Raw genomic sequence first — 24,569 nt, forward strand, 5'->3', positions numbered from 1 at the left:
GTTACCTTTAACCAAGCGTTCAGCAAAGTACCTAAAGTTATATTAACGGCCGGTAACGAACAAACAACTGACCTCAAATTCTTTAGAAGTGCCCAAACAGGCAAGTTCTTAATTAACCTTAAAAATGCTCCACAAGCCGGCCAAACCTACACCTTCGACTACTTCGTCATCGAATAATCCACCCCCCACACCTCAAACCCTATAGCCACGCACCCCCTCAACCACCCAACCAACCCCTATAACCACGCGCCCCTTAAACCACACAGCCGAACACCCCGGAACCCAACCCACCCAACCCCTCGAAAAATATAAATAAATCACACACCTATTCAATTTATTTATATAAAGAAGCTGAATAAGTTACACATCAAAATCAATAACAGATGAGAAATACCATAAGTATTGTTAAATAAACTAAACAGGTGTTAAATTTATTTATGGCTAAAAATGAAACAACAAGTGCAATTGTAGACGGGGTAATGAAGGCGGTTGTAGTAACTGGATCTATTTCTATGGTGTTACTTGCGCCTAACATCTTAAAATTGATTGACCCGGCTACTCGTAAATTTCTTGATAGTCTTGACGATCGTGCACGAGAAAGAGAAATGAATAGATGTTTGCGGTATGCTCTCAGGGAAAAACTCATTACAGAGAACTACCAACACGGCATAACCATAAGCAAAAAAGGTAAAAAGAGACTGGTCCAGAGAGATTACGACACCCTAGTAATTGATAAACCAAAGACATGGGACGGTAAATGGAGATTAGTATTGTTTGACATTCCAGCTATTCACAATAAAAATCGTGCTCAATTCACCAAAAAACTGCGATTACTCGGGTTCCAACCACTGCAACAGAGCATTTGGATTATTCCTTATGCTTGTAAGACAGAAGTGCATTTTGTTGCAGATAGCCTCAATATTTCTAAGTATATTACATATATTAAGACCTCTCACATAGACCACGAAGAATCGCTGAAAGACAGATTTTCCATATAGTAATTCATAAATAAGATAAACACCTGTTGATTTTATTTAGGAGAACTTTTGTTCTGGGGTTGGGTATGTGAAGTGGGATTAGGTAGGTAATTAGAAGATGAAAAACCAAACCATCGGTCACACCATGCCACAGGATATAAAATATTAGCTGTGGAAAAGTCAGAAATTAGTAATTATATAATAGTAATAATTACTACAATAAAATGTAGTAAAAAGGTATACAGTATATAAAGCAACTGTGCTCTATATACAATAATTATCAGTAATTCATACTGTCTAATAACAGATAAAATAGCTACTTGATTGTCTAATTACGCGCATTTTAATTATTTTTATATGTTATAAAAAAAACTACGAATTTATAGTACTATTTTATACATTTACATGTATTTTGGGTGAACAAAAAATTAGGTGTAATGTGGGTTGTATTAGTTTCACGGATGCGGTAACCTGTACTCAGAGTTTGTCAAAAGAACAAAGCACTGTTTACAAAACAAAAGCTAAAAACAAAGTCCAAAAGAACTTAAAATAAAAGCTAAAACGTAAACAAATAGACAAGCCGACAAAAGCATTTGCCGCACAAATGCTAAAACAAATTTAAAAAACAAATCCGCAGTGAATAGACTAATCCGCACTAGTCGAATCTTTAACTGCACCCGTCGCCTCTTTGTATTGAGTGGTAAGGCCGCACCATACCACAAAACAAAAAAGAAGGCATTACACGTGGTGCTTGTTTTGCTATTTGTAGCTACCTCTGTTATTTCTAGTATTATATATCTATATACGCCTAGCAGCCGGGTACAGGCGGCTACAAACAGCACAATAAACTTTCAGGCTCGGATACTCACAAACACTGGTGCATTAGTGCCTGATGGGTACTACAACGTTGAGTTTAAACTGTACACTGCCAGCAGTGGTGGTTCTACTGTGTGGACAGAAACTTACTACGACAGCAATGGGCCAACTGCTGGTAACGATAACCGTATACAGGTTAAAAACGGTTACGTAACAGCCAACCTTGGCACGCTAAGTACATTTGCCAACACCATTGATTGGAGCCAAGAGCTATGGCTTAGCATGAATATTGGTGGTGTTGCCCATACGGCTACGCCAACGTGGGATGGCGAAATGGCACCGCGCATGAAGGTTACTGCTGTGCCGTATGCGTTCCGTGCAGCAGAAGCCACCCAGCTAAAAACAGTCAATGGTGCAAATGTGAGCACATTAAGTATTTTGGCACCGACTGGCGGAAACCAGGTGTTCCAGATCCAAGACCAAGGTGCTGGTGGAACGTATAACTTGTGTATTCAAAACAGCAGTGCCTGTGGTTTTGCGCTACTTGCAGGTGCAAACACGTTTACGGCGGCGAATACCTTTAGCGCAGCGGGTACCGCGCTAAGTGTCACCAATAATGCTACGATTGGTGGCACACTTGGTGTTACCGGCTTAACTACTGCTACAGGCGGGCTCACAGTTGGTACTGGCACTAACTTTATCAACCAAGGTAGCACTTTGTTCACCGCACAGACAATTAGTGACGTAGCTGGGGGTGGCAACATTGGAACGGCTGCTGTAACGGTAGATGCATACACTGTGTTTAACGTAGCGCAGACTACAGCTAGCCAAACCCTCACATTGCCCACACCTACTAACACGACCGCAGGACGCATGGCATTTGTTAATAACACTGGTACTGCTAGCTTTACTATGTACGGTAGTGTCATTGCGTCTGGTAAAAGCAATGCTTTTATCTGGAACGGTAGTGCTTGGGTTACAACAGTTAGCCTAAGTGGTAGTGTTGTGAATACAATTGGCACGTTAGATAGCCAAGCAAAGAGTGCAGATGGCGCATCTATAGCAGCTAATGCGATTTACTTACAAACGGCAGATGGCACCAACCCCGGTATCGTTAGCACGGTTGCTCAAATCTTTGCAGGCGCCAAGACCTTTAGCTCACTTATCACTGGGCAGGCCGGCTTGACTACATCTGGCGCAGCCATATCCTTAAACGACAACAGTAACTTTAATACGACCATTAACACTGGTACCAGCACTGGTACCGTTGCGATTGGTAGCGCAAATGCCGGAACTATTAATGTTCAAAGCGGTAGTACCATTGGTCTTACTGCAACGACCAGCGTTGACGTAACTGGTACTACAAACATCAATGCATCTGCCAATAATGCTACAAACATCAACACAGGCACTAGTACAGGTGCGGTAACAATTGGTAACGCTAGCGCTGGTGCTATTACCTTACAGAGCGGTGCAGCCATTAACTCTACCGCTGGTGCCGCTAGCACTATTAGTACCACTGCTGGTGCGCTCACTATTACTTCTGCAGCTGCTGCTACCTGGAGTACAACAGCTGGCAACTTAACCTTGCAAGCTGGCAGTGGCACAGTATCCTTAGGTACCTCAACCGCCCTTACTGCTAGTGGGGCACTTGGCATAACAAGTGGTGGTGCTAATGCCTTAACCCTAGACACAGGTGGAGCAGCAACCTTAAGCGTTGGTGCTACAAATGCCAACGCCCTTAGCATCTCTCGTGCTGGCATAACCACTACTGTCAATGGTGTACTTACCGTAGCAGAAAACGCTAACTTTAACGGCAACACTACCATAGGTAATGCTACCACCGACCGACTCACCGTCACCAGCCAACTACTCGGCCAAGACGCACTCGTCTTCCAAGGTGCCACAGACGATGGCTTCACTACAACCTTTAGGGTTACTGATCCTACGGCAAATAACATCATCACATTCCCTAATTCTAGTGGAACAGTACAACTAGCACCTACTGCCGGTTCATATATTAAGCAAGTACCAACAAGCACAGCAGAAAACACCATTACCCCAACCGCTAATAGCGTAGTTGGATTAACTGTTAACGGCACGAGCGGCACAGCTGCAACAGCCTTGGCTGTTTCTCAACCAGGTGCAGCTGAAGGCGTAACTATTGCTTCTGCTAACAATACCGCTACTAATGGTTTAAGCTTTAGCGGTACCTTTACCAACCTTATTAATAGCACCAACTTTACAGTCAGCAATTCCGGAGCTATTACAGCTGTTGGTGTAAACAGTGGCACTGGCTTATTGCAAGGTACTGGCGGTTTAACAGTAACTGGTGCTACCAGCATTAATGCGAGTGGTGCCAATACGACTAACATTGGCACAGGAACTAACACGGGCGTAATTAACATAGGTAATGCATCTGCTGGTGCATTAGCTTTGCAAAGTGGTGCAGGGGTAACAGTAACTGGTGGGGCCGCAAGTAGCTTTACGACAACGAGCGGTAACCTAACATTTGATTCAGCAGCTGTACTAAATCTAGGAAATACGAGCGCAACTAGCATTACGCTTGGCCGAACTGGTGTTACCACTACTAACGCAGGTGCACTTACCGTATCACAGCTATTAACTGGTAGCCTTGGTGCAACAATTTCTGGCGCCGCCATATCCTTAAACGACAACAGTAACTTTAATACGACCATTAACACTGGTACCAGCACTGGTACCGTTGCGATTGGTAGCGCAAATGCCGGCAATATATCACTACAAAGTGGCGGCACAATTAGCCTAATAGGCACAACCAACATTAATACTACTGGTACTGCCAATACCGCCATTGGTAACGCAACTGGCACATTTGCACTTACGAGTAACGGTGGTTTAAGTGTGTCTACTGGTGGTGCATTAACTGGCGTAAGTGGCATTACCACAACTGGTGCGTACACTCAGAGTGGTACAAGCGCTAATACATTAACAGGCGCAACAACCTTAAGTAATACATTAACGGTACAAACAACGACTGCTACTCAAGATCAGATTATTGTCCAGGCAGCTGCAGTGGGTGCTGCCCGATTTGCCGGTACAATTACAAATGCCGATCTTACAGCGGCAAGAACATACACTTTACCAAACGCTTCAGGCACATTTACTCTTAACCCAACAAGTGGATCTTACCTGCAAACCATACCGACCACTACAGCGGCAAACACGGTAGCACCAACAACCGCTAGCGTCGTTGGCTTGACGGTAAATGGTACAACTAATGCAACGGGTGCAACTGCGCTTATTGTTAACCAGAGCAATACAACCGCAACAGGCGCTGCATTCAACCTAACGAATGCAAGTGGAGTTCAAACGGATGGCGTGCTAATAAATCGCAGTACTGCTGGTGGCACAACGACTAATCTATTGAACCTAACCAACACAGCTGGTACAGCTACAAACGGGCTTACATTTAGCGGTACCTTTACCAACCTTATTAATAGCACCAACTTTACAGTCAGCAATGCCGGAGCTATTACAGCTGTTGGTGTAAACAGTGGCACTGGCTTATTGCAAGGTACTGGCGGTTTAACAGTTACTGGTGCCACAAGTATTAATGCTTCTGGCGCCACCGCCACTAGTATTGGCACCGGCACCAACACTGGCCTCGTAACCATTGGTAATGCCAGCAATGCTGCAAATACCGTAACACTTGTTGCTGGGTCTACCAACGGTATTAACCTAAATGCACCTAAAGTAGAGTCTAATGCCACTACTCTTGGCCTATTCACTACACCTACAACAGTCAATAGCTTTACAGCTGCTACCGCACTAAACATAGGTGCTGCCACTGGCATAGCTACCTTTGGTAACGGCGGAGCATACACATTGCGCTCAACTACTGGTCAATTAACAGTCCAGAGCGGTTCTGGTACATTAAGCTTTGGTTCTACCACCGCCCTTACTGCTAGTGGGGCACTTGGCATAACAAGTGGTGGTGCTAATGCCTTAACCCTAGACACAGGTGGAGCAGCAACCTTAAGCGTTGGTGCTACAAATGCCAATGCCCTTAGCATCTCTCGTGCTGGCATAACCACTACTGTCAATGGTGTACTTACCGTAGTAGAGAACGCTAACTTTAACGGCAATACAACAATAGGTGATGCCACTACCGACCGGCTAACTGTCACCAGCCAACTACTAGGTCAAGATGCACTCGTCTTCCAAGGTGCCACAGACGATGGCTTCACTACAACTCTAAGAGTAACGAACCCGACTGCCAACAACATACTAACCCTACCTAACGAAACAGGTACTATTTGTACAACTGGTAGTGTTTGCACAGGTTACGCACCAAGTGCTACGAATGGATATGTCCAGTTAGCACCAGCTTCAGCTCAGGCAGACGCTACTAATAACAGCTCTATCTTTATTAATAAGACAAGTGGTACAGGGAATATATTACAGCTACAAAGAGCTGGCAGCGATGCATTAGTAGTTGCCAATAATGGCTATGTTGGCTTAGGTGGTTCAGCTTCAAACAGACTAAGTGTTACAGATACTCAAGCAGCAAACAGTGGGTATGTCGCGGCCCAGAACATCAGCCAAACCTTTACTCCAACGACCGCTAATTATTCTACTTGGGCAATGGGAATGAATGTAACAACTAGCTTGGGTGCTAGTACTGCTGTTGATAGTTCGAATGTAAATGCCAATATTAGGGGTATTTATGCAGAGGCAGCAAACTTCTCTGGCCAATCTATATACGCTTCTTACGGCGTTACGGGTGCGAGCGGTATTGGCAGTGGCGCTGGTGGGGCTATTACAAATGCCTATGGTGCACAAGGCTATGTATACCAAAATGGGGCAGGCACTATAACAAATGCATTTCCAGTATTTTCTGAAGTTCGTAGCACTGGCGCTGGGCAAATTATTAATGCAACAGGTTTTTATGGAGATTTGTCTGTCACAGCTGGCACTGTGGGTGAGTATACTCTACTTAAAGCAGCCGACTATTCCAGTATTGTTGGCGCTAATCAGTTCGGCGTCATTACCTACGGTAAGTCTAGGTTTGGTGACAACACATTGCCAACAGAGGTTCTAGAAGTTGCCGGAAACATCAGTGTTACTGCTGCAAATTCATATAAAATTGGTGGCGTCATAGCTGTCGAAGCTTCTGGCGGCTACCTAAGGCTTAATCAAAATAATCAGTTCGCACAAGGTATTTACACTGGAACTTCTGGTGTAAGAGTAGGTGGAACGACCGGTATTTTGGTAGGTTCAATTGGTGCAGACGGCCAGATTGGACTTATACCAAACGGTGTAGACACAACCAGAAGAATTACATTAGATGGTGGAACTGGTGCTATTACTGCAATTGGCATCAATAGCGGCACTGGCTTAATACAAGGTACTGGTGGAGTAACGGTTACCGGCACTACTAACATTAATGCCACTGGTACTGCAGCTGCGACCATTGGGAATGGTACAGGCACATTGGCTCTGCTCGGTGGTAATAGCTCTAGCTGGATTGTTGGTACAGGTGGTAACACCACAACACTAAACTTCACAGCTCCGTCGGGCGCTAATACTATTACTTTCCCCGCAGCGAGTGGAATAGTACAGGTTAGCCCCTCAGGATCTGGCAATTCATTAGTGCAGGTCCCTACGAGCAACACAGCTGGAGTTAACGGAGCCAATGTTATTTCACCAACAGCAGACTGGATAAATGGCTTAACAATTAACGGAACAACTGCAGCTACCAACAAGGCAGACGCCTTGGTAGTTAATCAGTCTGGCACGGGAGTTAACGCAGCAACAATTCGCTTGCAAGCTGCTGGTGCACTCGCAGGTGCAGAAATTAAGCTAGAAAATGCAAGTGGCACTACCACTGCTGGTTTATTGGTTAATCGTAATACTGCCGGTGGTACAACAACTGCTGGTGTTAACATTACCAATGGTGCAGGCACAATGACAACTGGTCTGAACATCCAAAACTCAGGCACAATGACAAATGGTATTCAGCTCGCCGGTGCAGGGACTTTAACATCTGCTATAAACCTAAATAGCAATGCTACTAACGGTATAATCTTCAACGGCACAATTACTACAGATATCACAACAGCAACAGGTAGAAACCTTAATATTATTACTGCCACAACTGGTCAACTTAACTTAGACACAGGTACTACTGGTGCAATAAACATTGGTACAAATGCCAATGCAAAGACGGTTACTATTGGTAATACAACCGGTGCCAGCATTGTAAATATTCAAGGTGGTACCGGCACAGCAGCAGGTGACATCAATATAGGCGATACAACCGTAGCAGGTAAGATAATAGACATTGGTTCTGTCACCAATGCAGCTACTAGTACAATTCGTATAGCTACTGCAGCTGCAGTACAAACGGTTACAGTTGGCTCAACCAATTCTACAAGTACAACAACTATTCAGGCAGGTGCAAACGGTGCAAATACTACCTTAGCACTGCAGGCTGCAAGTGGCGGAGTAATTACTATGGGTAGCCAGACCGCAGCTAATACTATTAATGTTGGAACGGTAGGCTCAGCCGCCTTTAGCTCAACAGTCAATGTTGGCACAAGTACTGGTGCAGCTCAGACTGTAAATATAGGTTCAACAAACGGAGCAAGTAGCCTGAATCTCAATGCAGGTACAGGCAGAATTAATCTTAATGCATCTACTTTGCAATTTGTTGCAGGCGCTAACCGAACAATTAATGTAGCTAGCGCAGCAACACCTAACACACTTACTGTTGCTGCCGGTAGCGCAACTGGCGCCAACACTAACGGCGCGGCACTTTACTTACAAGGTGGTAGTGCTACTAGTGGTAATGCAAGCGGTGGCAATGTGTTTGTTCAGGGTGGTACGGGCATAGGTACAGGAGCTAAAGGCTTGGTGGTTCTAGATACTGCAACTTATCTAACTGCCGCAACACAGAGTTCGGCTGTAGATGTAAACATAACTCAGGCTAATATCGATAGCTATGGAGCTATAGTTCTTAACGCAACAGCGGCAGATGTTAACTTTACACTCTCTGCTCCAACACTTGGTGCAAGCGCAGCAGGCCGATTGGTGTATGTAACAGCTGCCAATGGGTCTAACGACTTTACCTTGCGTGCCAATGTAGGTGGAGGTGTGGGTGTAGAGCAAAACATCGCCATGCGCCAAAACACCACAGCTACCATGATATGGAACGGTAGCCAATGGACGGCAGCGGGCGCATCTAGCTCAACCACGTTACAGGCAGCTTATGACAATACGTTAAGTAGTGCGGGTGGTGCTGAAATTATTCTAAGTAACAGTGCAACCGCTAATGGATTAACCGTGCGCAACAATGCCAATAACCCAATTATTGGTGGCATCTTTGAAGCACAAACGTCCATTGGTAGTAATTTATTTAGTGTCAACAACAACGCAACAGAATATGCTACCAATGGTGGAGCAGAAACAATTGGCGCAACAGCCAGCACCTTCCCAGCGAACACATGGGATGCCACAACGGGTGGGATAGTAGATCGCTACACAACGGTAGGTGATAATATTGCAACTGGTGCAGCATCGGTTCGCGTACAGGCTTCTGGTTCTAACCACGGTGCCAGAAACCGAATTAGCGCACCACTTACTTCTGGGTTGACCTACTCTGTATCGTTTGCCGTGCGTGGTGCCACTAACTTTAACACGCTTGATATTCGCTACTCACCAGATGGTAGCACAAGTGGTACAACACAATGTTCAACAGCAGAAGTTGTTACAAGCGGCATATGGACACGTATTAACTGTACGTTTGTAGCATCTGGTGCAATAAATGCTAACAATTCAATACTTATACGACAAACTGACGCTACTGCCCGCACATTCTACATAGATAATCTTAGCGTTAATATCAATGCCAGTGCTACGTATGCAGCAGATGGTAGTGTAGATAATGCTGGCACATTTGCCACAAACTGGACTGCCTATGGGGTAGGCTCTACTGCTAACCGAGACACTTCTGTTATTTATGATTCAAGCGCCAGTGCACGTGGCGATACAATAAACGCCGCTGATCGTGGTATTCGTAACAATTTAGCAATTGTTCCGTCTGTAAACACGCAGTATTTGGTGAGTTTCTATGCACGCTCCGGAACGGGTAATATTAATGATTTAACAGTAAGGTATTCTCGTGACGGTGGTACAAACTTTGTTAGTTGTGTTGACTATTCTACGCAAGCTATTGACACAACTGGGTGGACAAAAATTACGTGTTTGTTTACAACGGACGGTACGGCAGCAAGTAACGCAGACCTTATTATTACGCAGGCGAGCGCACCTGGTGGAACACGCTCAATATATGTAGATGCGTTGTCTATGACACTTAACACCAACAATGCTAACAACGTACAAATTGGTGGCGCAAACAAAGGTGGCCCAACGACACTCTTTACGTTAGACCGTTCTGACAGCCCACCAATTGCCGCAAACAACGATGCCTACCTAGGGAGCATGTACTATGACACAACTACTGGGCGTATTCAGTGTTACGAAGCAGATGGTTGGGGTGCATGCGGTAGTGCACCAGACAATATCGTGAACCTTAACCCTGAATATTCTGGGGCTGTCTTAAACGGATCTGGTGTTGGTACCATGACAGCCGATTTGTGCGCAGACCAAGCTGGCGTCTTGCAAGTTAACCAAGCACTCTGTGATGGCACCGGTAACCCAGCAGTAAAAGCAACCAACTTTTATAAATGGACAAGTCCGCAGGCAACTCAACAAACCTATAGTATTTATGTTTCGTACCAGTTACCGACGACCTTTAAAGGCTTCGCCAGTGACGATACTGTCCAGCTGACTGCTCGTGTAGACAACACTACTAATGCCGCTGTTACCTATGAGATGTTCCGCAGTGAAGGTGGTACGTTGTATCGTTGTGGCACCGGTGAAACAGCCGTTACGACATCTGCCAACACGTGGCAGACAGTCGGTATTAATGGTAACGAGGCAACTGGTTGTGGCTTTACAAGTTCGTCTGGCGGGGCCTATGTAATCTTTAAGGTCAACGTAAAGGCCAACAGTAATGCCAATGCCTATGTATCAACATTAAGCTTTACGACAACGGGTAAATAATGATGAATATGCATAACACTCACATCACAAACCAAGCGCATCAAATTACATTTGATAGCTTTGGTTTATTGCTGGCTGATTTATGGCTTACCGTTTGCGGTGCGCGCTTGTTGTACCATCACGTACAGCTCGCTTACGCGTCTCGCGGATACACCAAAACTCAGCTTATCTGTGAGCGTTTTCAGGCGAGTGGTATCTGTAAATATCAATTCATTACCACCCACAATACAACAATTTTTTGAACACAAATATTATTCTTTTTAGTCACAGTTTCGGCGGTTTATCGCCGCCGAAAAACGCGTTAGGGTAACGAGAAATCGTGCGCGTTATATGAACTAATAACTGGTCTCGCGACAAGTTATTACGCCAAAGGGGTTTTAATTGTTCTTTTGCCCCATTCTTAAACATACCCTAAAAACAAAAAGTCTTGGGGATTAGCTCTCCTCAAAAAATTGGTCGCTGTTGTGCGGACTTCAAGCAGCCAAAAACAAACCCAGGACACAAAAATAAAAACTACAAATAGTGGTTAGGCTATAGTGGCTAGTGATTAGCCACAAGAACACTAAACACAGCAAACAGTAAGCAAAAATAGCTTACCAAAACTAACACCAACACAGGCGATGCCAAATAGATCGTCTACATCAAAACAAAAAAGCCTGGGCCAACCCCCAGGCTTTTTAGATATAACATTTCTATGTAAGAACTCTTTAGAATGCTAAAAAATAAAACTACTTGTGCGACACATTCCATTTGCAGTAATAATCGGTATTAAGAGTATCTGTTAGAGTCGTGTAAAAATGCTGATATTATTGTTTCAAAACACTAGCATTTTTGCTATACTTTATATACGTACTTTAAGGAGTAACAAAAAAGGAAAAATGGATGGTATAAAACCACCAATCAAAAAACGCACCTATTATCCTGCTAGTAATCAAAAAGAGCAGTTTATTAAGCCTGCATCAACCCAGCCACAAAGTAAAACTAAACGTTCTGTAAATATTAAACACTTTTTTAATAAGCGACCTAAGTCATCAAGACCTATATACAAAGCACCCGATAAGGTCAGCTTTAGTGTTAAGATTCCAAGATTTTTACAAAAGCTCATCAATGTTTATATGGGTTTACCATTTTTGTTGAGGATATTTGCTTTAATGATGGCTATAACAATGTTTGTGATTATAGTGCTAGACGTTTTCTATAACAAAAACCAAGTTGATGCGTACTCTTTAAACAAAACCGATGTGTTGCTTAAAGAAAGTTCACCCATTTATGGCACTAGTATCGTGAAGGATGCTACGGGTAAATACTACAAATATAACGAAGGATATAAACCTGGCGCTGAAGTGAGTGGACTTTCTGCTAGCCCCAAATTTAGTGCAGACTTTGCTGTAGATCCAAAAGAAGGTGTATCCGTAACTGATGTAAATAGTAACTTAACAGTAACCTTAAAGCCAAAATACGGTCTAAAAGAACCCCAGCAGTCGGAAAATCGTTTAATATATCCGCTTAATAATAATGCTAAAAAAGTATTTACGTTGGGCGCGGCGTCTATAAAAGAAGATATTTTATTAGAAAAATACATCAGAGACGATATGGTATTTGACTACACTTTGGAAATGCCCGATTACTTAGAAGCAAAACTAGAAACAGATGGTTCTATTAGTATATACGGACCTGCTAATTCTGCATTGATTGGTGATGTAAGCGCGAGTACAGAAAGTGATAGTCAGCTACTAGATAAAGCTCGCCAAAAATCATCTAAAAATCGTCTTATTTTTAAACTGCCTGCCCCGTATATATTAGAAGTCGGTAAGACGATGAGTAAAGCTACGGCTGAATTTGAGCTTAAAGACAATATTATTTCACTGAAAGCTAGCAATTTAAAAGCAGCAAATTACCCAATTACGATAGACCCTAGTATTTACGTTGAAACAGCAGCCAAACTCATGAAGGGCAATAATGAAACGAACGTAGATTTTGATGTTGATAATGAACTTATACAAAAAAGCCAGACTACTGGTGCTAGGATTGATTCGTGGCAATCAAATCTAGATATAAGCCAAGAAGTTTGGGGTCATAGTACGGCTGCAGCTGGCGGATATATTTATAGAGCGGGTGGTAAAACAGAAGATGGTAGTATTGTAACGCCACCCGTTGCTGCTAGCTCGGTAGATAGTTTACAGAGCTCCAACTCTACTTCTTTCACAATGTCTATGCCGGGTACGAGACCGGCTGGTGATTTATACGTAGCATTGATGTGTCATGATGGCACGGGTGCAGTTACTCCGCCTGCTGGTGGGGGCTGGACAGAGTTTGCCGACATAGGAGAATTTGCTGGTTACTATAAAGTAGGCACAAACGAAGGTGGAGGTGATGAAGCCGCTAGCTATACGTGGACCGGACCGAGCGAAAAGTGGGGTGGAGCTATTCTTAGGGTTACTAATTTTAACACGAGTAATCCTGTGTCGCCAACACCTACTACAGCTTCATCTGGCTCTAACACGACACCGAGCTTCCCAGCTATTACACCAAGCAATGATGACACGTTAATTATTAGAGCTATGGGTGCAGACAACGATGAAATAGATGATGCTGGCTGGGCTCCAAGTGGACACACCTCGATTGCGTATGGTGGTCCAACAGGAACCCAGGACTGTGCTTATGGTGTTGCATCTATGAACAATCCTCCAGCTGCTGGTGTGTCCACGGGCACAATTAGTATGGCTAGTGGTTACGTAACTGATACGTGGGGCTCAACTACTATTGCCATTAACCCTGCGCCGTCAAGTGGAAGTACACCTACTGTGGTAAATACCGTAGAATGGGCTAAATTTGACTCAAATAGTTTGGCAATAACAAGTCCTAACCCAGGTACTGGTGCTTGTAGTGGTTGGTGTAACGATCCTGTGTATAATTTGCCAGAAGGCCGAGTGAACCATAGTATGGTCAGTTACAATGGTTATTTGTATGTGATTGGAGGACAAGACCCATCGGGCAGTAGGGAATCTACGGTCTACATTGCTAAGCTTGGTGCAAATGGTGAACCACAGCTTTGGCATCCTACCGACGACAATAAAAATAATTGGGTGTATTGGTATCAAGACTCTGGCCTAAGTGGCGGTGTAGCCAAAAGTTACCTATCTGCAGTTGTTTACAACAATAGTATGTATATAGTTGGTGGCCAAACTAATGCGAGCCCGGGAGGCGTAAATACTGTTGAAAAAGCTGATATTTTGCCAAATGGTAAACTATCTAGCTGGACTACTACTGGCATGCAATCACTACCAGCTGGAGCCGGACGCCATATGGGTGACGTGGTAGTTTACAATGACACGCTTTATTCTATTGGTGGGTTCGAAGGCGCAAGTAACTCAAGCGCAAACCTAAGAGATACTGTATATTATTCTAAATTAAACCAAGACGGAACAATGAATGCCTGGCAAACGACTTCCAATATTACTACCGCAAGAGCAAATTTTGGAGGTAAATTTAGTTATATTTGGGGAGCCTACATTTACATGGGTGGTGGTTGTAGCGCTGTGAATGCGAGTGGCAACTGTACTACGTTTTCATCAGATATGCAGATCGCTAGCATAAATGCTGATGGCAGCCTGGGTACGTGGCGTTCAATTGGTAATTTAGATAATACGAGAGTAGGCTACACTTTTATAGGCTGGCAGGGTGGTTTATACAGATTAGGTGGATGCATATCAGTAAGCCCTACGTCTGGCCATTGTTTGGACGCTCTATCGGCCGTTGATTACGGCGTCATAAACCCAGCCGGTGAGGTTTCTACAGTCAGCATTACAGATGAAGTCGGCGAAGGCTTGTGTGTCGGTGGTACGCCAGAAAATTGTGATTTACCACCATTAGGTGACGCTGCCGGCGAAGGTGGCGGCATGTTATCTTCTACTGTTATACTAAATGGATATTTGTATGTTATTGGTGGTTGCACAAACTATGCATGCAGTACGTCTTCTGGAAATACATCTTACGTTGCAATTGGTCCGGACGGAGCATTACAAGCACCTGCCGTTTGTTCTGGTACGTCAGTAGGAGCATGGTGCGTTGACTCTACAAATAAAGTGAATGGTACAAGTGGCGTATCTGCAGCTGGGATCACCGTTTTCAATAATAGGATTTATTTAATTGGTGGAATAGACGAGACGGCTGACGGTTTAAGGGCTGTTACACATAACGCAGTGAATGACGATGGTAGCTTAGATGGCGCCTGGGAAACAAACTCATTTGGTGGCATTGGAGTTGCGGGCGAACTATCATACACATATGCTTACGCGAGAGCAAACCCTTCTGCTGCCAGCACTAGCCCAGGCAACCTGTATATTATTGGAGGATGCTCTGCGTTCAGCAATAGCGCGGGTTGTTCAAATTCATATAATACCCAAGTGTATAAATGTAATATATCTACTGTTGGAAATATATCTGGTTGTGATACATCTGGACAGCTGCAAATAGATGCCGAACTAGCTAGTGAAGCCAACCAAGGTTTAGGTTTACATTCTGGCACTGTTTACGCCAATTATATTTATTTAATTGGTGGGTACAGTGATAACGTGGGCGATAGAAACACAGTATTTTATGCAAAGTTTGATGATAATAATAATATCGTAGATGCCGAAAGCGGGACGGCTAACCCGGCAAGCAATGACGATGATTGGATAGAGTCTGAGAATAATCTTTCTATTGGCCGGCGTCGTGGTTTTGCTTTTGGGTACAATGGTCATATTTACGGAGTTGGTGGATATAATGCCGGTGGGGCAGGCATTATTCCCTTTATTGAATGGGCCAGAGAAGACGTATCTGATGGAAGCATTGACAATTTTGTGACTTCGTCTGTAACGATTAACCAGAGGTGGGGGCTGTCTATGGCAGTTTCTAATTCGTATGCTTATGTAGTTGGCGGTTGTGATGTAGGTGCCAGCCCGGGTGGATGTAGTAGCTTTGAACCTTCAGTTCAAACATTTCAGTTATATAACAATGATAGCGGTACACCTGCGAGCTATACTGCTGCGAGTAATCAGTTTGGAACTGACAGGTATGCAGCAAGCTCAATCATACATAACGGCTATATTTACATGGCAGGTGGATGTACCGACACGGTTGGTAACTGTAGTACAACGAGTAATAATGTTCAGTATGCTGCTCTTGATTCACAAGGAGATATCGGAGTTTGGAATTCCACGACGGGTGGTTTGCCAGCTGGGCGAGGATGGGGCAAACTGCGCGAGGCTGGTGGAACTTTATACTGGATGGGCGGACAGGATAATACTGGTGATGAAAAAAGCGAAGTATATTATGCGACTCCGAATGGTGTCACTGGCAATATAGCAAGTTGGGCAACAGCTACTAATGGTTTACCAGCTGATAGAACGCAGTTTGGGGCTACTAGCTGGAACGATAGGCTATATGTAGTGGGCGGTAATGATGATAGTGCTAACGTATCTAATACCGTATATATATCGCCCGATCTCAGTTCTGGTGGTAATATCACCTCTAGTTGGGCTACTGAAACTACCAATACTCCGGACGTACCTAGGTCTGGTAATGCAGTTGTTGCCTATGCAAATAACCTGTACACTTTTGGCGGTTTTGACGGAAGCAACTATTTGCTCGATTCTCAGTTTGCTAAAATTAACTCTGATGGCAGCTTAAGCGCATGGACCTTTACAACACCACTACCTAATGTTGTTAGGCAAGGTGAAGGTTTTGCTGCGAATGGCTACATGTATGTGGTTGGTGGACGGTCAGCCAATGATGTTTGTGATAGCAATACCTACGTTGCACCTATTAGTGCCAATACCACAATTGCCACCGGCAATAACCCAACCGGTGTAGGCGAATGGAATGAAACAAATGTTAGGTACGAAGGTGATCGGTTCGGCAACGCCGTTGCGTATAACCAAGGAAGATTATACTTACTTGGTGGTGGCTGTATAGCTCAAAATCAAACAGTCTATGACACACCTGGTAGTGGCACGTATGTAGTTCCAGCTGGTGTTACTTCTATTAACGTTAAAATGTGGGGTGCCGGTGGCGGTGGCGGTGCAGGTGGATCATCTGGCGCTGGCGGTCCTGGTGGTGGCGGAGGTTATGTGTCATCTACACTGACGGTCACACCGTCTGAATCATTAAACATCTACATAGGTTCTGGTGGGGCAGGTGGAACATATCCTGGGTCAAATTCTGGCGGTGGTGGCGGCGGCGGCGGTCACACTGAGATAAATAGAAGTGGCACTAATTTACTTATTGCAGCCGGTGGCGGTGGCGGTGGCGGTGGCGACAACTCGTCTGCTACTCCGGGAGGCGCCGGTGGTGGTGGCGGTGGAACAACTGGTGTCATAGGAGGCAGCTCTAGTAATGCAAATGGTGGAAACCCCGGTACGGGTGCAGCTGGTGGCACTGGTGGTACAGGCGGTTCTAATAATGGATCGTCTGGCGGTGCTGAAACAGCTGGCGACGGAGGCAATGGCGGTAGTGGTACTGGTGGAGAAAATAATGGTGGACAAGCTGATGATGGTGACGGCGGTAGTGGTGATACGGGCGGCTATGGCGGTGGCGGTGGCGGTGGTGGTGGTCGTTATGGTGGCGGTGGTGGTAGTAGTTCACAAGCAGGTGATGCCGGCGGTGGTGGCGGTGGTGGTGGCTCTAACTACTTGACTGGCACAAGCCAAACAAATAGTCAGGCCAGTGGACAAGCTCCTGGTAATAGTGTTGATTCAGACAGAGGAAGTGCAGGCACGGGCGGTGGTGGAGGTAGCACAACCAACCCTGGGTCAGAAGGAGCTGTTGGGCGTATAGTAATAACCTATGGTGCACCAACAATGAATCTTACGGGTGCTAACAGGGCGGTTCGAACTGCTTTGCTATCCCAGCCTCAACTAGCCAAATACTCACGTATGATTGACACCGATACAGACGTTTTTCCAAACTCATGGCTATTAAATGGTTTAGATAATTCTATTGGCGCGAGATGGCAAGTTCGTTACAGATCTATGAATGACACCGATGGGATTCCAACAGACTGCGGCACCGCAGACATGAGTACTTGGGGGAGAGTGACCAATTTTGGTGATACTAATTTAGGCCAAGTAAACACCTACACCCCATTAGATGGAAGTGGCACAAACATTAACTGTGCAAGGTATTTCTACTTTTTTGTAGAAATCGATGCTGAACAGACCTTTGGCTACCCAGAAGACGTTAATAGGGGTCCGACAATTGCTGACTTAAGCTTATTCTTCACTTCTGATCCAAGCAAGAGGCTACGACACGGCAAAACATTTACAGGAGGGGAGCAACAGCCTCTAGACACTCCTTGTAGGCAAAGTGGTGGCCAGATTAACTGTTCGTTACCATAAAATTACTGCTTATTATCAGAGACAAAACGATAGATTACATTAGATATATTTTTAAATTGATTATTCGTCGTTTCATTGTCTTCGCCCATTAGCATTACACACACTAAATAATTACCGTTGTCATAATATACAATGCCACAATCACTCTGGACTTGCGTATTGAATACCCCAATCTTATGGGCAACCGTTACTGAATCATCGGGTATGCCAGCTTGCAAGCGGTTATTGAATGTAGAATTACTTAAATAATTTAATATTTCTTGCGAATCTGCTTTGTTGTTATAGCAGGCAAAGTACAAACACTTAAAAAACGATGAATACGAACGAGTTCCTAGGTCAATGCTAGTATCTTTATTGAGCGTGAACTCTATATCTAACGAGCCTAGCGCCAAATCGGTTGTTTCGAGTTTTCCGTCGGTGGCGTCTAAGATTGCGCGCAGGGCGGTGTTATCGGACTCTTCTAGGAGTATCCTGGCTGCGTCACGCAGACTAAGCTGGTAACCTTCGCCTTTGCTATAGAGTGTGCCATAACCGTCATTGAGCCATTCTTTTTTAAGTGTAACAGTGCTGTCTAGATCTACCTTACCTAGCTCGCTGGCTTTATAAAGTTCCATGGCAACCGGTAACTTCATTAAAGAAGCAGCTCGGTAGCGTTCGTCGCCATTCACGCGGATAGAGGTGCCCGTAGGCAGATACTCAAAATACAAACTGCCTTTAAGATTGTTATCTGTAAAATACTGGTTTAGTTGTTTTCTCAGTGGGCTAAAATTAATGCGCGTATCATTTGGGTTATCTACGAACAAACGTTTCGCAAGCAAGGGGTAATCGGTATTTGATGCGGTGCTTTTTGTATCACCTACAAAGAATTTACCTACCACAACACCTACAATAACAAGGCAAATCCCAACAATAACCAGTACCACCGTATGTTTTTTATTCATCGCTACCATGTATTATCACACAAATATAGTTTGTTTAGAACAGACATCATTGTCGCTTGACGTCTGGTTACACTATGAAACCAGAGGTGGTATAATGATTTTAGATGCAAAAAGAGGTAAAAAAGCCAAAAGTTCGCTTAACACGTAAAGACGATGGTAGTATTGGTTTGCCTACCAGTTCACAGCAAGGCTCACCAGAACAACTGACACACATTTGGGGTGCGCAAAAAAAAGCACAAGCTACACGACGCGCGTCTGTAAAGCAAGAACTTTCCCAGTGGCGTAAAGCGCGCGTAGCAAAAAAACAACAACAAAAAAACCAAGCCACCAAATCGCGCACGAAAGATCACAAAAAAATCACTAATGACGCACAGCGTTCTGTTAGCGTGCGGTTGCCACACATCGCGATACCCAATAAACTCAAAAATCAGCCCAAGAAACGACTTATTTCTGTTGCTGGTATTGCCTTGGTCGTGATGGTCACGGGGGTAGTCATTGCCAATGTAAAAAAATCAGACGCAAATAATAGCGGGGAAGTGCAAGGTGCAGTCACCTCTAGCATTCAAACCAATGTCACCCCTGAATTCCCTATGCTTACCCCATTTGGCAAGGGTGTTGATGATTTAGGAGGTTTTGCCAAAATAAGCCCCAACGGAAGCCCACCAGTGTATGCTTTTGCAGATTCTATTGGTTCTGTAAAAATAAAAGTGAGCCAACAACAACTTCCGGATGCTTTGCGGACCGACCAAGCTGCCAAACTTAAAGAGTTAGCAAACAGTTTTAACGCCAACGATACCATAGAAATAGACGATAATACTGCGTACATTGGCGCTTCAGTGAATGGTGCACAGTCTGTTGTCTATATAAAAGGCGAAAACCTCGTGCTTATAGCGTCAGAAAGTACCATACCGAACGCCGATTGGGTCACATACATTGGCAACCTTAAGTTCTAATGGGTGATTATTACTGGTACTAATGTGGTAAAGAAGCCATTTCGTGGCTACGTCGTACAATGTTAAGAACACACACCATATACTAGCATAATATGGCTAGTATAAAACAGCTAGTATAGTAAAGCTTGTGGATATGTATATAAGGTTGTGTAGCAAAGTTCTTGTGTTAAATATCCATTAGGGGTACACTAGAGGTAACGTTAGCAAAACAAAAATGGCTGCGAAACCAAAAAAGCTGCGCTGACGAAACAAAAAAATCAAAATAAAAAGTACCCAACAATGCATAGAGTATATTTAGCGTGGACGCACGCTATACATCGTATAACAGAGTCAAAGGCCCTCCGCCGTAGTGCTCTGTTTTTTGTTATGCTAGTATCTGTTGCTGTATATATATCTATATACGCGGGTAATGCGGGCGCGGCTGCTAATAACACGATTAATTTCCAGGCAAGAGTTCTCAAAAACACTGGTGCGCTCGTGCCAGATGGTTTTTACACTATTCAGTTTAACGTTTACTCTTTAGCGAGTGGTGGCTCAACGCAGTGGACCGAAACACAAGTGGTGACGAGTAAAAACGGTTATATTACGGCGAGTTTGGGCAGCGTAACGCCGTTTGGGCCAGGCATTGATTGGAGCCAAGAACAGTGGCTAAGCATGAACATTAATGGCGACGGTGAAATGGCGCCCCGTATGAAGATTACTGCCGTACCGCTGGCGTTTCGGGCGGTCCAGGCAGATACGCTGACTACGTCTAGTGGAACGATAGCAGCAGATCAACTGACCCAGCTTACACCAGGCCTGGTACAATCCGTTAACTCTACTAACAGTGCACTCCGTATAAACCAAAATGGTAGCGGTGGCTTGCTGCAGCTTCAGGGTAACGGGGTAGATGTGTTCACGCTTAATAAAAGTGGTGGTCTAGCAATCGCTCAAGGTTTAACAGTGGGCAACAGTGGTCTGACGACGGCTGGTACAATACGCTGGAGCGGTACCGACTTTGAAGGATACGATGGCAGCGATTGGCGCTCATTTACTAGTGGCGGTAGTGGGGGTGGTAGCTCAGGAACACCTAACCTTAAGACGGTAGTCAAGACGACAAACGAAACGGTGAATAATTCTGCTACATTGCAAAACGATGACGAGCTGAAGTTTAGCATTGGTGCAGATGAAACGTGGACGTATCGTTTTGTGCTACAGGCTAACTCAGGTACGACACCAGATTTTCGGTTCGCCGTAACAGCCCCATCTGGAGCAACCTGTCGGGTTGCTTACATTGACCCAGAAGGTGCGACGTCAAATGGCCAGTATGGTTGTGGTGTATCAACTACCACTGTGTCGGGTAATGGGAGAGTCGATGTGTATGAAATAACTGGCGCGGTTACTAATGGTGCGAATGCGGGTGATGTAACGCTGCAATGGGCACAATTTACGGCTAATGCAAGTAATACCATTGTGTATGCTGGTAGCTACGTGGTAGCCACCGCTACAACAGATGTAGTCAGCCTAGATTTCACCCAAAACGGTAATAGCTTTTCACAAACAGCCGTGCTTGGTACCACTGATAATTTTGGGCTTAATGTCATAACCAATGGGCTAACAAGACTGTCTGTCAGTAACGCTGGGGCGGTATCGGTTGCAAAGGGACTTACAGTGGGCGAGGGTCTAATAGTTGGTAATGGCCTCACGGTGACGACTGGCGGGGTAAATATTACCGGCAGTTCAATATTTAGTGGTAGCTTGCAAGTATCTAGTGGAGGAGCATCAATAGACGGCGGTGTTAGTCTTACGGGCGGTGGTTTAGATGTAAATAGTAATGGGATTACCAACGCCGGTGACATTATAGGTGTGGGTAATAGCCTAACCGCAAGTGGTGGTCTCACCATTTCAACAGGTGCTGGTAATAGTTTACAGCTAGACTCAGGCAATGACATTTTAATCTTAAACGACGCTACTGTGCGCAGAACCGCAAGCGGTACAACTGCCATAGAGCTGAATGATACGGCAGATACACTACTAAGCATCACCAATAGTGATGGTACGGCCGTAGCAGGGCTTAGTGTAGAAGGGGCAATATCTGCCCAAAGCTTTAATGGTGATGGATCGGCGCTTACCAACTTAAGCGCTAGTAACATCAACAGCGGTACGCTTAGTGATACGTTGTTGTCTAGTAATGTGGCGCTACTCAATACTGCCCAAAGCTTTAGTGGCATACAGACGTTTGGTAATGGGCTTGTGGTAGGCAATACGGCAACTGCAGCAGCTGGTACAATCCGTTGGACTGGTACTGATTTTGAAGGTTATGACGGTAGCAGTTGGGTATCATTAACGGGCGGTGGTGGCGGCGGGCCAGCACCGCTGACTGTCGCTGCCATACAGGCATATGATAATACAGGTGGTACAGATCTTAACTCAGCTACACCTACAGCCGTGCCATGGGACGCTGAAACCAAGAAAGATACTGGCTTTACTCATAGTAATTCTACAAATAACACAAGAGTGTATCTTGATGAGCCCGGCTGGTATAAAATTAACTATAATATTAGTGGCCTCAACCAATCAGGCAATAGAAATACCGTATTCTGTCAGGTAAGGTTTAACGGCACAACCTATAACTCGCCGAGTGGCTCGTATTCCTATGCTAGAAATAACACTGATGCCGGAGGTACGAACAGCTCGTCTGTATATGCCCAGACTACAGCAGCGAATGAGTACTATGAGGTATTATGTTCGCAATCTGGTTCGTCTGGCCCGCAATATGCTGTAGCCGGCAGTTCATGGACGATAGCTGAAAAAACTGCCGCACCTGCAGGTAGCCCTGGCAGCGGCTTTTTACAGGGTGGTAATAGTTTTGGTGCAGCAGCCATACTTGGTACGTCAGATGTCAATGATTTAGAAATTGTTACTGGTGGTCTTACGCGTATAACAGTTTCAGCGAGCGGTGATACCACCATTGCAGGTCTCGCGACAATTAGCGGGAATTTAGTAGCCAACGCAAATACACTCTTGAACGGTGATGTAACTATAGGTGACGCTGCGACTGATGTTTTAACAATTAACTCAGACACCTTGCAGCTACCAAACGGCCTAGATATTGCTAATGGAACGCTTGTCTTTGACGCCGCAGGCAATAAAATTGGTATAAATGCTTCTGCTTCTAATACGCTAAGTGTCAATACTGCTGCCACAGCAGATTCCGCTGCAGAAGTCTTAATTTACACCAATGGTGTCAACCAAAAAGGTTTAGTACTACAATCTGTTTCTGGCCAGTTAGCCAACGTTTTTGAAGTCCAAACAGACGGCGGCGTGCCAGTAGTGGCCGCCAGTTCAGATGGTTTACTATCACTTGGTAGTGATATTTCTGGATCGTCTAATCAAGGTAGATTACTGTTACACGATGGCATTAATGCCAATGGCTTTACCAGCGTGCTGGGCGTTACGTCACTTACCGCATCAAGGAATATTGACCTACCAGATGCCAGCGGAACGGTCTGTATTAGCGGCAGCGACGCCTGTGGCTTTATATTAATTGCCCCGGGGAGTGCCCAACAAGACAACTCAACCAATAATAGCCTATACATAAATAAAACAGGTGCATCAGGCGACATCCTCAACTTACAAAAGAATGGAACGTCGGTGCTAAGAATGGTGAATAGCGGTGCTTTACAGCTATCACTTACCAGTAGCACGGCTTTCACTGTTAAAAATGGCAGTGGTGTAGACTACTTTAATGTCGATACCAACGGTGGGCTCATACGCATAGGTGGTGCAAGTGCAGATGCTAACGGTGTGCTACTAGTGCTTGATACTAAGAATACATCTGGCGATCCAACAGGTACGGATGGTGGTATGTATTATAACAGCGCTTCAGGTAAGTTTAGATGTTATGAAGGTGGCGAATGGATTGATTGTATTGGTACGCGTCAAGTCAGGAGCTTTATAGATACGACATCTGATTCTGCAGTAGACTCTAACACAACATCATACTGGGATACCAGCGGTGAGAATAATAATTCGGTTCCTAACTTTTCACCAAGCACCACGGCTAAGTCTATAACTGGTAGCATATCTATGGAAGTGTCTTCGGCCACCACTGCTGACCGTTCTATTGTTGCACGGGTAGAAAGAAGTATTGGATCGCCGGCGGCCTGTGGCAGTGGTACCCCTGTTGGAACCATCCTAAGTACTTTTACTACCAATAATGGTGAACAGGCTTCAAATACAATGATATTCCTAGATAGCCCAAATACAACCAGTGCCGTGTACTACACATTGTGTTCTGATACAGCCACCAGCAATGCAAGCAGCATGACCATAAATAGAATTCGTATCACCCTAGAAGAAGCTAACAACAGCAACTAAATACTTGCGCCACTACTAGCCGAGAACCCTAGAGGT

At 44.7% G+C, this 24,569-nt stretch carries 8 protein-coding genes; 7 read left to right on the forward strand and 1 reads right to left on the reverse strand.

Annotated elements, in window-relative coordinates:
- The 5 genes from H6795_00005 to H6795_00025 all read left to right on the forward strand — a co-directional run.
- The coding region (locus H6795_00005) for a hypothetical protein (GenBank protein MCB9816904.1) at positions 1-177 on the forward strand (177 nt) is incomplete at its 5' end.
- Between the two features lie 260 nt (positions 178-437).
- Positions 438-998, forward strand: coding sequence for a hypothetical protein (locus tag H6795_00010; protein ID MCB9816905.1), 561 nt, complete (start codon positions 438-440; stop codon positions 996-998).
- Between the two features lie 672 nt (positions 999-1,670).
- Complete coding sequence (locus H6795_00015) at positions 1,671-10,901, forward strand: hypothetical protein (protein ID MCB9816906.1); 9,231 nt, start codon at positions 1,671-1,673, stop codon at positions 10,899-10,901.
- An 8-nt stretch (positions 10,902-10,909) separates the two neighbouring features.
- A complete protein-coding gene (locus H6795_00020; protein MCB9816907.1) occupies positions 10,910-11,143 on the forward strand; it encodes a hypothetical protein in 234 nt (77 codons plus the stop codon).
- Between the two features lie 636 nt (positions 11,144-11,779).
- Entirely contained in the window at positions 11,780-18,280 is a 6,501-nt protein-coding gene (locus tag H6795_00025) for a hypothetical protein (GenBank protein ID MCB9816908.1), read from the forward strand.
- A gap of 2 nt (positions 18,281-18,282) precedes the next feature.
- Here H6795_00025 and H6795_00030 read toward each other — a convergent pair whose 3' ends face one another.
- Entirely contained in the window at positions 18,283-19,221 is a 939-nt protein-coding gene (locus H6795_00030; GenBank protein ID MCB9816909.1) for a serine hydrolase, read from the reverse strand.
- 104 nt (positions 19,222-19,325) lie between these two features.
- On the opposite strand from H6795_00030, the gene H6795_00035 reads away from it, so the two are divergent.
- Entirely contained in the window at positions 19,326-20,174 is an 849-nt protein-coding gene (locus H6795_00035) for a hypothetical protein (GenBank protein ID MCB9816910.1), read from the forward strand.
- A 366-nt stretch (positions 20,175-20,540) separates the two neighbouring features.
- A complete protein-coding gene (locus H6795_00040) occupies positions 20,541-24,533 on the forward strand; it encodes a hypothetical protein (protein ID MCB9816911.1) in 3,993 nt (1,330 codons plus the stop codon).
- Positions 24,534-24,569 lie beyond the last annotated feature (36 nt).

The sequence above is a fragment of the Candidatus Nomurabacteria bacterium genome (assembly GCA_020631975.1).
Classification (GTDB): domain Bacteria; phylum Patescibacteriota; class Saccharimonadia; order Saccharimonadales; family CAIOMD01; genus JACKGO01.